Raw genomic sequence first — 12,326 nt, 5'->3', positions numbered from 1 at the left:
AGCATCAACTTGGTTTCACTGATACACCGAGTCGCTTGCATCGCAGGCAAGCCAGCTCCCACAGGTGATCGGATTTTTACAGGGCGATGCCGGTGATGCTCACACCCAAGGTATGGCTTTCACCCGGTGCCAAGCTCACCACATCGCCCAGCACGTTCGCCGTCTCGATGCACAGCATGCCCTGCCAACCATCGTCAGCCATGTCGCTGAAGGCCTTGGCCCGTTCGGTCCAGGGGTTCCAGATCACCGTCGAGTGTGAGCCAGTGCTGGTGAGCTGGATACGGCGCTGCCAGTCGCTATCGACAATGCTCAACTGCGCCGGCGTGTCGAGGTAGATGCGGTCGGTTTCGCCGGTAAAGTGCAGAGGGCCTGACTGTTTGGCGGTCTTCCAGTTGTCTGCGGTATTGATGTACTCCAGCCCATCCAACCCTTCGACCTGCACATTGCGCACGTCGCTGACGGCGAAATAGCTGTGCAGCGCCTGGCTGATGGTCACGGTGTCGGTACTGCGGTTGTGGCTGGTCAAGCGGATATGCAACTGATCATCCAGCAGCACGGTCATCTTCAGGTCGACCTGATGGGGCCACTCCGGAAAGCCGCCCTGCGGTACCGTCAGTGCAAAATCCAACTGCAAGGCCTTGGCAATCGGGGTAGTTTTCTCCAGCGTCCAGTCAGCGGTGCGCACGAAACCGTGGGCCCCGGCCGGCGTGTCACTGTGACGCATGGCCTTGACGCTTTGCGGGTTACGGTCGAAAACCCCAAACCATGGCCAGCATATCGGCACGCCCGTGCGGATGCCTTTGCCTGTCTTGAATACCGCGTTGTCGTTGGGCCAGATCAGCGGCTTTTCGCCGGCACGCTGGTAGCTGACGAGGTGGGCGCCTTGTTGGGCGATCACCAATTCGGCGCCTTCGTGGCGGATGCGCCAGCAGGTCAGCTCATCCAGTTTCACGATTTCAACGTCAGGCGTAGACATAGGTGTTCTCTTAATGACAGACAATGGTGCAGTGGACCGTCAAACCGCAGCGAGGTTTAACGCGCTCGCGACGGAACCGATCGGGTGCGGCCGCTGCCATCAATGGCGACAAACACAAACACCGCCTCGGTGACCTTGCGCCATTCACTGGACAGCGGATCGTCGCTCCATACTTCGACCATCATCTGGATCGAGCTGCGGCCGATTTCCAGCGCCTGGGTGTAGAAGGACAGCTGCGCGCCTACTGCCACCGGAACCAGGAATGCCATGCGGTCAATCGCGACGGTCGCAACGCGGCCCCCCGCAACCTTGCTGGCCATTGCCGTGCCCGCCAGGTCCATCTGGGCCACCAGCCAGCCGCCGAAGATATCGCCGAAACCATTGGTTTCACGCGGAAGCGCGGTGATTTGCAGGGCAAGATCGCCTTGCGGGATAGGATCTTCTTGTTCGAGTTCGATCATGCCGGGGGTGCCTCTGACCCGTGACGCTTCATGGGTATTTCAAGTGAATAGCCGACTGTTGGAAAAACGTTTCAGCACAAACATACTCCGTTTTACACGTTTCTCGTAAGGCGTACTAAAGGGAAACTCTGCCAAACCGGCTGGGACCACCCAACGGCGTTTTGGCACAGCAGCCCCTCAAGGATGCGGGTCTGGCGCTTGCAGTGGCCGAGTATATCGAGCCGTCGGCGCCACGACGACCACCAGACGCTCATTTGGTCGGTAAATAGCGGCTGTATCGCGGATTTTTCCAGCAACTGTTCTTCTGCGCTACCCAGTGGACGCAGATCTTGGGAATATTTCGCCCATGGGAACTGTTAACAGGTCGGCGCTGTGCTTTTCCAGGCGATTTGTTATCTTGCCGAACCCGTCGCACGCGCTGCGAGCGTCCCCGGGCTTGCCGTTCTGACTACTATAAGAGAAGCCTTGCCATGTCCTCTGTGCCCGCAAGCAGTGCGCAACCTTCGCGCCCGCTGACCCGCAACGACTACAAAACCCTGTCGCTGTCTGCCTTGGGCGGGGCGCTGGAGTTCTACGACTTCATCATTTTCGTATTTTTCGCCACGGTGGTCGGAAAGCTGTTTTTCCCCGCCGACATGCCCGAATGGCTGCGCCTGATGCAGACCTTTGGCATCTTCGCCGCCGGTTATCTTGCGCGTCCGCTGGGCGGCATCGTCATGGCGCACTTCGGCGACCTGCTGGGTCGCAAGAAGATGTTCACCCTGAGCATCTTCATGATGGCCGTACCCACCCTGATCATGGGCTTGCTGCCGACCTACGCGCAGATCGGCCTGTGGGCGCCGATCCTGTTGCTGTTGATGCGAGTCATCCAAGGCGCGGCGATTGGTGGTGAGGTGCCGGGTGCTTGGGTATTCGTCTCCGAGCACGTGCCGCCACGGCACATCGGCTACGCCTGCGGCACGTTGACGAGCGGCCTGACCGCCGGGATTCTGTTGGGCTCGCTGGTGGCGACTGCCATCAACACGCTCTACAGCCCGGAACAGGTCTCGGATTACGCCTGGCGGATCCCTTTCCTGCTGGGTGGCGTTTTCGGTCTGTTCTCGGTGTACCTGCGTCGCTGGCTGCATGAAACACCGATCTTCGCCGAGATGCAGCAACGCAAGACACTGGCCGCCGAGTTGCCGCTGCGTGCGGTGCTACGTGACCACCGCAGCGCCATTGTGCTGTCGATGCTGCTGACCTGGCTGCTCTCCGCCGGTATCGTGGTGGTCATCCTGATGACCCCGACCGTGCTGCAGACCGTCTACCACTTCAGCCCCACCGTGTCGCTGCAGGCCAACAGCCTGGCGATCGTCACCCTGAGCCTCGGTTGCATCGCTTCCGGCGCCCTGGCGGACCGCTTCGGTGCAGGCCGCGTGCTGATCGCCGGTTGTGCGCTGCTGCTGGCGACCTCCTGGACGCTCTACCACAGCCTGCTCGATCATCCGGACTGGTTGTTCCCGCTGTACACCCTGACGGGCCTGTTTGTCGGTGTGGTTGGCGTGGTGCCTTACGTTATGGTCAAGGCCTTCCCGCCGGTAGTACGGTTTAGCGGGTTGTCGTTTTCCTACAACGTCGCCTACGCCGTGTTTGGCGGCCTGACGCCATTGGCGGTGTCGCTGCTGATGAAGGAAAGCCCGATGGGGCCGGCGTACTACGTGGCTGTTATCTGCACGATGGGGATGCTGGTGGGTGGGTATTTGTGGAAGCGCGGACGCTAACGGTATTTGCCTGAAGGCTGCGTCGCCAGGCGCAGCCCGTTAACCATTACAGAGTATTTCCTAGCCCCTGCATCCACCTCTTCATCTCCTCTCTAGTCCCGTATTTCCGGGTATTCCCCCCAAAGGCCAGTGTTCTTCTCGAATACTGGCCTTTCATCTAATTGTCACATTCCGGACATAGAGTGTTCACACGGCCTACCGATACTTGGCCCCGATCCAACTATCCCTATCTGCTAGGAGTAAGGCATGAAACTGAAGCGTTTGATGGCGGCAATGACTTTTGTCGCTGCTGGCGTTGCGACTGCCCACGCGGTGGCCGCTGGTGTTGACCCGGCAATTCCGGCTTACGTGAAGACCACGGGTGTGTCGGGCAACTTGTCCAGCGTTGGTTCCGATACCCTGGCAAACCTGATGACCTTGTGGGCTGAGGGTTACAAAAAGGAGTACCCGAACGTCAACATCCAGATTCAGGCCGCGGGCTCCGCCACTGCGCCACCTGCGCTGACTGAAGGCACCTCGAACCTGGGCCCGATGAGCCGCAAGATGAAGGACACCGAACTGGCTGCCTTCGAGCAGAAGTACGGCTACAAGCCAACCGCTATCCCGGTTGCCGTGGATGCCCTGGCCGTGTTCGTGCACAAGGACAACCCGATCCAGCACCTGACCATGGAACAAGTCGACGCGATCTTCTCCTCGACTCGTCTGTGCGGCGCCAAAGCTGAAGTGAAAACCTGGGGTGATCTGGGCGTGACCGGCGACCTGGCCAATAAGCCAGTGCAACTGTTCGGTCGTAACTCGGTATCCGGCACCTATGGCTACTTCAAAGAAGAAGCCCTGTGCAAAGGCGATTACAAACCTAACGTGAACGAACAACCTGGCTCGGCTTCGGTCGTGCAGTCCATCAGCTCCTCGCTGAACGGCATCGGTTACTCGGGCATCGGCTACAAGACCGCTAGCGTGAAGACCGTGGCCTTGGCCAAGAAAGGCAGCACTGACTTCATCGAAGACAGCGAAGAAAACGCCCTGAACGGCAAATACCCGCTGTCGCGTTTCCTCTACGTCTACGTCAACAAAGCCCCGAACAAGCCTCTGGCTCCGTTGGAAGCTGAGTTCGTGAAGCTGGTTCTGTCCAAACAGGGCCAGGAAGTTGTAGTGAAAGACGGCTACATCCCACTGCCAGCCAAAGTTGCCGCCAAGGCACTGGCTGACCTGGGTCTGAAAGAAGGTGGCAAATAAGCCTTCGGTAAAGCTGCCTTGAGCCTGGGTGTTGTCCAGGTTCACGGCCCAGGTGGGGTCTGCAGGACCTGGACCTCACCCTCAATTTTTCAGTCCGCTGCCAGCTCTGCTACGCGGCGGATTTTTTGCGTCACTGCATTGTCATCTTTCTGTCATACAGGATCGCTAGGGTGTGCGCATGAATGATCTGGCCAATTCCACCATGACGACGACTTCTCCCCCCAAGCGCATTGATTTCAATACGCCTGAGCTGCAACGCAAGCGCCGCATTCGCGCGCTCAAGGATCGCCTGACCCGTTGGTATGTCCTGATTGGCGGCCTCGCCGTCCTGGGCGCGATCACCTTGATCTTCTTCTTCCTTGCCTACGTGGTTGCGCCGCTGTTCCAGGGTGCCAGCCTGACGAAGGAGGAGGCCCTGACCCCAGCCTGGATACAGGACGCCGGCAAGCCGCTGATGATCTCCCTGGAAGAGCAGAACCAGGTGGCCATGCGGGTTTCCGACAAGGGCCAGGCGCTGTTCTTTGATGTCGACACCGGCGCTGAACTCAAGCGCGTCAATCTGCCACTTCCGGCCGGTACCAGCGTCGCTTCCATCGGTGAAGACCAGCCTGGCAGCCCGCTGGTGATCCTGGGCCTGTCCAACGGCCAGTCTTTGGTGTTCCGCCACACCTACAAAGTGTCCTACCCGGACGGCAAGAAGACCATCACGCCTGCGGTCGAATATCCTTACGGCGAAACGCCTATCGTCCTCGACGAGCAAGGTCGTCCGCTGGAGCACGTAGCCCTCAACGCCACGGATTCGTCGCTGGTGGTGGCCGGTTCCGCAGGGTCGCACTTGAACGTGCTGTCGGTGAGCCGCGAAGAAAACATGATGACCGGTGAAGTCACCAGCGAGCAGAAGCGCATCGAGCTGCCGCAAATGACTGAGCCGGTCAAAGCCATTTTCGTCGACCCGCGTCAGCAATGGCTGTACGTGATCAACGGCCGTGCTTTGGCCGATGTGTTCAGCCTGCGCGACAACAGCCTCAACGGCCGCTACAAATTGCTGGAAGACGCCGGTGCCGAAGTGACTGCCAGTACCCAACTGGTGGGCGGTATCTCGCTGATTATCGGCGACTCCAAGGGTGGCCTGGCCCAGTGGTTCATGGCCCGTGACCCGGATGGTGAGCAACGCCTGAAGCAGATCCGCACCTTCCAGATGGGCACCGCGCCTGTCATCGAAATCACCGCCGAAGAGCGTCGCAAAGGCTTTGTTGCCCTCGACGCATCCGGCAAGCTCGGCGTGTTCCACAGCACCGCCCACCGCACCTTGCTGGTAGACCCGGTAGTCGATGGCCAAGGCGTGTTCGGTCTGTCACCACGGGCCAACCGTGTGATCGTCGAAGCCGGCGGCAAGCTGCAACCATTGCTGCTCGACAACCCGCACCCGGAAGTGTCCTGGAGCGCGTTGTGGAGCAAAGTCTGGTACGAAAACTACGACGAGCCTAAATACGTCTGGCAATCGACCGCTGCCAACACCGACTTTGAACCCAAGATGAGCCTGGCGCCACTGACCTTCGGTACGCTCAAGGCTGCGTTCTACGCCATGCTGCTGGCCGCACCGCTGGCCGTCGCCGCAGCCATCTACACCGCCTACTTCATGGCCCCGAGCCTGCGCCGCAAGGTCAAGCCGGTGATCGAACTGATGGAAGCGATGCCGACGGTGATTCTTGGCTTCTTCGCCGGCCTGTTCCTGGCGCCGTATGTCGAAGGGCATCTACCGGGGATATTCAGTCTGCTGATGCTGTTGCCGATTGGCATCCTGGTAGCCGGCTTCGTCTTCAGCCGCCTGCCTGAGTCCATCCGCCTGCGGGTTCCGGACGGCTGGGAAAGCGCGATCCTGATCCCGGTCATTCTGTTTGTGGGCTGGCTCTCGCTGTTCATGAGCCCGTACCTGGAAACCTGGTTCTTCGGCGGCGACATGCGCATGTGGATCTCCCACGACTTAGGTATCACCTACGACCAGCGCAACGCTCTGGTCGTCGGCCTGGCCATGGGTTTTGCGGTGATCCCGAACATCTACTCCATCGCCGAAGACGCCGTGTTCAGTGTGCCCCGCGGCCTGACCCTGGGTTCCCTGGCCCTCGGCGCCACGCCATGGCAGACCATGACGCGCGTGGTGATCCTGACCGCCAGCCCGGGGATTTTCTCGGCGCTGATGATCGGCATGGGCCGTGCGGTGGGCGAAACCATGATCGTACTGATGGCCACCGGTAACACCCCCGTGATGGAAATGAACCTGTTCGAAGGCCTGCGCACCCTGGCAGCCAACGTCGCGGTGGAAATGCCCGAGTCGGAAGTCGGCGGTAGCCACTACCGCGTGCTGTTCCTCTCGGCGCTGGTGCTGCTGTTGTTCACCTTCATCATGAACACCCTCGCCGAGCTGATTCGTCAGCGTCTGCGCAAGAAATACTCGTCGCTTTAAGAAAGGTAGAAGTCTGTGAAACAGAACTCCCTGAATGGATGGTTCAAGAGCGGCGCCCCCGGCGTCTGGATCAGCGGTGGCGCGGTGTCCATCGCGGTCATCATGACCATTGGTTTGCTGGCCGTGATTGCTGTGCGTGGCCTGGGCCACTTCTGGCCGGCTGACCTGATCCAGGCCAGCTACGACGTACCGGGCCAAGCCAACCATATCGTCATCGGCGAAGTGGTACAGAAAGAAGAAGTGCCCCGTGAGCGCCTGAAAAGCGCTGGCTTGCCGGTGCCGGATCAAGGTCCGGAATTCATGACCCGCGAGCTGATCAAGGTCGGCAACCGCGACTTGAACGGCAATGACTTCACCTGGATCGTCGGTGAGTGGCTGACCAACCAGACCAAGCCCGCAGAACTGATGACCATCGAGCGTCGTGAGTGGGGTAATTTCTACGGCACGTTGGTCAACGTCAAACAGGACGGCAAGGTGATCGCCGAAGGCGCTGCCGCCTGGCCGGAACTGCAAGCCCGTGTGGATCGCGTCAACAAGCTCGCGGCCCAGCTCAAGACCCTTGAGAAGTCCGATATTGGCGCGATCAACGCAGGGTTGGAGCGTATCCGCCTACACGGTCGCAAACTGGAGCTGGAAGGCAAGCTGGATGCCACCGCGCAGGCCGACATGGACAGTGGCCGCGCCGAGCTGAACAATCGTTACAAGGACATCGAAGCGCGCCTGAGCGACTTGCATGCCCAGTTCAATCGCGACAGCCTGACCGCTCGTGATGCCAACGGCAAAGAGCTGGAGATCAGCATCGGCAAGGTGGTACACGCCTACCAACCGAACGCCATGGGTTACATGACCAAGGTTGGCTTCTACTTCAGCAAGGTCTGGGAATTCCTCAGCGACGACCCACGGGAAGCCAACACCGAAGGTGGGATCTTCCCGGCGATTTTCGGCACCGTGATGATGACCCTGATCATGGCCATGATCGTGACCCCGTTCGGCGTGCTGGCGGCGGTGTATCTGCGTGAGTATGCCAAGCAGAACACCCTGACCCGGATTATCCGTATTGCCGTGAACAACCTGGCGGGTGTCCCGGCCATCGTCTATGGCGTGTTCGGCCTGGGCTTTTTCGTCTACGTGCTGGGTGGTTCGGTGGACCGGTTGTTCTTCTCCGAAGCCTTGCCGGCACCGACCTTCGGTACTCCGGGTCTACTCTGGGCGTCCCTGACCCTGGCGCTGCTGGCAGTACCGGTGGTGATCGTGGCCACTGAAGAAGGCCTGGCACGGATTCCTCGTACCGTGCGTGAAGGCTCCCTGGCACTGGGCGCGACCAAGGCCGAAACGCTGTGGAAAATCGTCCTGCCAATGGCCAGCCCGGCGATGATGACCGGCATGATCCTCGCCGTGGCCCGCGCCGCTGGTGAAGTGGCACCGCTGATGCTGGTGGGTGTGGTGAAACTGGCGCCGTCGCTGCCGGTGGATGGCAACTATCCATACCTGCACCTGGACCAGAAGATCATGCACTTGGGCTTCCATATTTATGACGTTGGCTTCCAGAGCCCTAACGTCGAAGCCGCGCGGCCGCTGGTGTACGCCACCGCGTTGCTGCTGGTGCTGGTGATCGCCACGCTCAACTTGTCGGCGGTGTGGATTCGTAACCACCTGCGCGAGAAGTACAAGGCGCTGGATAGCTGATTTTTATGTGGACGCGGACAAATGTGGGAGCTGGCTTGCCTGCGATGGCATCACCGCGTTGTTACTGAAACACCGCGCCGCCCGCATCGCAGGCAAGCCAGCTCCCACAGGGGTTGGCGCTAGACACAGATTTTGAGTAAGCCGCCCCGGCGGTTCAACGAAACGAATTGGTAGCACAGGGAGCATCCCATGCAACACGAAACCCACACCCACGGCATCAACATGTCTGCCCTGGGTCGCGACAAGCAGAGCCTGAGCCTGGCCCAGGAAACCGTGGCCATCGAAGTCCCGGGCTTGAGCCTGTTCTACGGTGACAAGCAGGCGCTGTACGACGTCAGCATGAACATCCCCAAACAGCGCGTGACCGCCTTCATCGGCCCGTCGGGCTGTGGCAAGTCCACGCTGCTGCGCACCTTCAATCGGATGAACGATCTGGTGGACGGCTGCCGTGTGGAAGGCGCGATCAATCTCTACGGCACCAACATCTACCGCAAGGGTGAAGACGTGGCCGAGCTGCGTCGCCGGGTCGGCATGGTGTTCCAGAAGCCCAACCCGTTTCCCAAGACCATCTACGAAAACGTGGTCTATGGCTTGCGCATCCAGGGTATCAACAAAAAACGCATCCTCGACGAGGCCGTGGAATGGGCGCTCAAGGGCGCGGCGTTGTGGGATGAGGTCAAGGACCGCCTGCACGAATCGGCACTGGGTCTGTCCGGTGGTCAGCAGCAACGTCTGGTGATTGCTCGCACCATTGCCGTGGAGCCGGAAGTGCTGCTGCTCGATGAGCCGTGCTCGGCACTCGACCCGATCTCTACCCTGAAGGTTGAAGAGCTGATCTACGAGCTGAAATCCAAGTTCACCATCGTCATCGTGACCCACAACATGCAACAGGCCGCGCGAGTCTCCGACTACACCGCGTTCATGTACATGGGCAAGCTGGTGGAGTTCGGCGATACCGATACCCTGTTCACCAATCCGGCGAAGAAACAGACCGAAGACTACATCACCGGTCGTTACGGCTAGGGCGCTGTGGTTTCACTGAACTGATGCTGCGGTCGACCGCACTTTACCGGACGCTCCAAGGACGCCAACATGATTAGCAAAGAAGGTCTTACCCATCACATCTCCGCGCAGTTCAACGCCGAGCTTGAGGAAGTGCGCAGCCACCTCCTGGCCATGGGCGGGCTGGTGGAGAAGCAAGTCAACGACGCCGTCACGGCGCTGATCGAGGCCGACTCCGGCCTGGCCCAGCAGGTGCGCGAGATCGATGACCAGATTAATCAGATGGAACGCAATATCGACGAGGAATGCCTGCGCATCCTCGCTCGTCGGCAACCGGCCGCGTCCGACCTGCGTTTGATCATCAGCATTTCCAAGTCGGTGATCGACCTGGAGCGCATTGGCGACGAAGCCACCAAGATTGCCCGTCGCGCCATCCTGCTGTGCGAAGAAGGCGAAGCGCCGCGCGGGTATGTTGAAGTGCGCCATATCGGTGACCAGGTGCGCAACATGGTCCGCGATGCCCTGGACGCATTTGCCCGTTTCGACGCCGAACTGGCGTTGTCGGTGGCCCAGTACGACAAGATCATCGACCGCGAATACAAGACCGCCCTGCGTGAACTGGCAACCTACATGATGGAAGACCCGCGCTCGATCTCGCGGGTGTTGAACATCATCTGGGTCCTGCGTTCCCTGGAGCGTATCGGCGACCACGCCCGCAACATCTCGGAGTTGGTGATCTACCTGGTGCGCGGTACCGATGTACGCCACATGGGCCTCAAGCGTATGAAGGCCGAAGTGGAAGGCACCGTCGATCAAATCTCTAATGTTCCGGCTGAATCTGACGATAAGTAAGATTGCCCGAGAAATAAACGCCCGGCCTTTGGTCGGGCGTTTTTGTTTGTGGCGTATGAATTTTGCGCTGCGGGCGCCAGTAAAGTCCCGGCGTGACTGAAGAGTTTTGGCGAAATGCCATCAGCGAAGCGTTATGCTTGCCGGGGTTTTTAAAGGATGAAGGGTCGATGAGTAAAGTCAGTGTATTGGTGGTGGATGACGCCTCGTTTATTCGCGATCTGGTGAAGAAGTGCCTGCGCAATTACTTCCCTGGCATCAAGATCGAAGATGCGGTGAACGGCAAAAAGGCCCAGGCCATCCTGATGCGCGAAACCTTCGACATGGTCCTGTGTGACTGGGAAATGCCGGAAATGTCCGGCCTGGAACTGTTGACTTGGTGCCGTGAGCAACCTCATCTCAAGGCCATGCCGTTTGTCATGGTCACCAGCCGTGGCGACAAGGAAAACGTAGTTCAGGCGATCCAGGCCGGGGTCTCGGGCTACGTCAGCAAACCCTTCACCAACGAGCAGTTGCTGAACAAGGTCAAGCAGGCCCTGCACAAGATAGGCCGCCTGGACGCGCTGATCGCCAGCGTCCCGACCAAGATGAACTCGGCTTTCGGCAACGACTCCCTGAGTGCCTTGACCGGCGGAAAACCCGAAGCGGTCAAGCCGGCCCCCGTCGCCGCTCCCAGCAAAGGTCTGCTCAATAGCCCACCGGTGCAGGCACCTGCAGCATCGCCGGCCAGCGGACGTGGGCAAGGCCAACTGCGCTTGTCCAGCGGCACCCAGCAATGCGTGATTAAGGCCCTGAGCATCAAGGAAGCGCTGCTGGTGGTGCGCCGCGGTGAAGTCCTGCCCCAGGTGTTGGAAAGCGCCGTACTCGACCTTGAGCAAGGCGAGAACGCCGAAACTGCGCGTCTCAACGGCTACTTGCACGCCATCGTCGCCTACGAACCCAAGCCTGACAGCGACTGGCTGCAACTGACCTTCCGTTTTATCGACCAGGATGCGCAGAAGCTGGATTACATCTCGCGGCTGATTGCGCGTGGGACGGCGCAGAAACACTTTGTGCCGGGTGCCTGAACTCTCCGCCAATGCCGTAAATCAACCAGTTGTCTGATTCTCGGTATCTGGCTTGATTTATATCGGTTTCGATATAGTCTTTCGATAACGCGTTGGCGCTATTAAGTGTTCGCTACGCCTTGAAACACACCGCCACCGCTTTTGGCTGAATCGTCTATTACGCTTTTCCTTTCCAGAAAAGGAGAAGTGGATGTCAAGGCACAAGGACGTGGTGTTTGTGGGAAGCTCGCTCAAGGATCTCAAGTCGTTCCCGCTCGATGCGCGAAGAGCTGCCGGTTTTCAATTGGATCTCTTACAGCAGGGCGAGCAGCCTTTTGACTGCAAGCCGATGAGAACCATCGGGCGGGGGGTCAATGAGATCAGGATTTTCGACGAGTCAGGAGCGTTTCGGGTGTTTTATGTAGTCAACCGGCCTGAAGCCATTTACGTGCTGCATGCGTTGTGCAAAACCACACAGAAAACAGAAATGCGGGATATCGAACTGGCTCGGGCCAGACTGCAGGAGTTAGGTTAAGCCCATGACAGATCAAAAGTTTCAAACCGAGCGTTTCAGTAGCGTCTGGGATGCCTTGGAAGACACTCCCCAGCAAGCGGCGAACATGCGTTTGCGCTCCAAGCTGCTTTTGGAACTCTGCAAAACCATCCGCGGTTGGGAGCTCTCCCAGAAAGACGCCGCCCAGCGGCTTCATATCAGTCAGCCGCGCCTTAATGATGTGCTGAGCGGCAAGATCGACAAGTTCTCACTGGATGCTCTGGTCAACCTTTCTGCGGCGGCCCATATGGACGTGGATATTTGTTTCGCACCGCTGCAGGCCTAAGTCCACA

11 protein-coding genes are annotated in these 12,326 nt (G+C 59.3%); 9 read left to right on the top strand and 2 right to left on the bottom strand.

Going from position 1 to position 12,326, the window contains the following annotated elements; all coding sequences use genetic code 11:
• Positions 1-76: 76 nt before the first annotated feature.
• Entirely contained in the window at positions 77-976 is a 900-nt protein-coding gene (locus tag HKK55_RS25065) for a D-hexose-6-phosphate mutarotase (RefSeq protein WP_169357045.1), read from the bottom strand.
• A 56-nt stretch (positions 977-1,032) separates the two neighbouring features.
• Positions 1,033-1,437, bottom strand: coding sequence for an acyl-CoA thioesterase (locus HKK55_RS25060; RefSeq protein ID WP_003176975.1), 405 nt, complete (start codon positions 1,435-1,437; stop codon positions 1,033-1,035).
• A 470-nt stretch (positions 1,438-1,907) separates the two neighbouring features.
• Here HKK55_RS25060 and HKK55_RS25055 point away from each other — a divergent pair, with 470 nt between their 5' ends.
• From HKK55_RS25055 to HKK55_RS25015, 9 genes are all read left to right on the top strand, one after another.
• The gene (locus HKK55_RS25055) at positions 1,908-3,197 is read left to right on the top strand and encodes an MFS transporter (RefSeq protein ID WP_169357044.1); all 1,290 of its coding nucleotides are present in this window, start codon (positions 1,908-1,910) and stop codon (positions 3,195-3,197) included.
• 246 nt (positions 3,198-3,443) lie between these two features.
• Positions 3,444-4,433 carry a phosphate ABC transporter substrate-binding protein PstS gene (locus HKK55_RS25050; RefSeq protein ID WP_155582394.1) on the top strand — a complete coding sequence of 330 codons (990 nt, stop codon included), beginning with the start codon at positions 3,444-3,446 and terminating at the stop codon, positions 4,431-4,433.
• A gap of 430 nt (positions 4,434-4,863) precedes the next feature.
• Entirely contained in the window at positions 4,864-6,897 is a 2,034-nt protein-coding gene (locus tag HKK55_RS25045) for an ABC transporter permease subunit (RefSeq protein WP_178128898.1), read from the top strand.
• 15 nt (positions 6,898-6,912) lie between these two features.
• The gene (pstA, locus tag HKK55_RS25040) at positions 6,913-8,583 is read left to right on the top strand and encodes a phosphate ABC transporter permease PstA (protein WP_169357042.1); all 1,671 of its coding nucleotides are present in this window, start codon (positions 6,913-6,915) and stop codon (positions 8,581-8,583) included.
• Positions 8,584-8,772: 189 nt separating this feature from the next.
• Positions 8,773-9,606, top strand: coding sequence for a phosphate ABC transporter ATP-binding protein PstB (gene pstB / locus HKK55_RS25035; RefSeq protein WP_155582396.1), 834 nt, complete (start codon positions 8,773-8,775; stop codon positions 9,604-9,606).
• A gap of 69 nt (positions 9,607-9,675) precedes the next feature.
• On the top strand, positions 9,676-10,437 hold the full coding sequence (gene phoU, locus HKK55_RS25030) for a phosphate signaling complex protein PhoU (RefSeq protein ID WP_169357041.1): 762 nt from the start codon (positions 9,676-9,678) through the stop codon (positions 10,435-10,437).
• A 167-nt stretch (positions 10,438-10,604) separates the two neighbouring features.
• Complete coding sequence (locus tag HKK55_RS25025; protein ID WP_169357040.1) at positions 10,605-11,501, top strand: response regulator; 897 nt, start codon at positions 10,605-10,607, stop codon at positions 11,499-11,501.
• A 190-nt stretch (positions 11,502-11,691) separates the two neighbouring features.
• Positions 11,692-12,015 carry a type II toxin-antitoxin system RelE/ParE family toxin gene (locus HKK55_RS25020; protein WP_169357039.1) on the top strand — a complete coding sequence of 108 codons (324 nt, stop codon included), beginning with the start codon at positions 11,692-11,694 and terminating at the stop codon, positions 12,013-12,015.
• A gap of 4 nt (positions 12,016-12,019) precedes the next feature.
• On the top strand, positions 12,020-12,319 hold the full coding sequence (locus HKK55_RS25015) for a helix-turn-helix domain-containing protein (RefSeq protein WP_169357038.1): 300 nt from the start codon (positions 12,020-12,022) through the stop codon (positions 12,317-12,319).
• The last annotated feature ends 7 nt before the right edge of the window (positions 12,320-12,326 follow it).

The organism is Pseudomonas sp. ADAK18 (assembly GCF_012935695.1).
Lineage (GTDB): Bacteria > Pseudomonadota > Gammaproteobacteria > Pseudomonadales > Pseudomonadaceae > Aquipseudomonas.
This window is presented reverse-complemented; position numbering and strand designations above follow the sequence as displayed.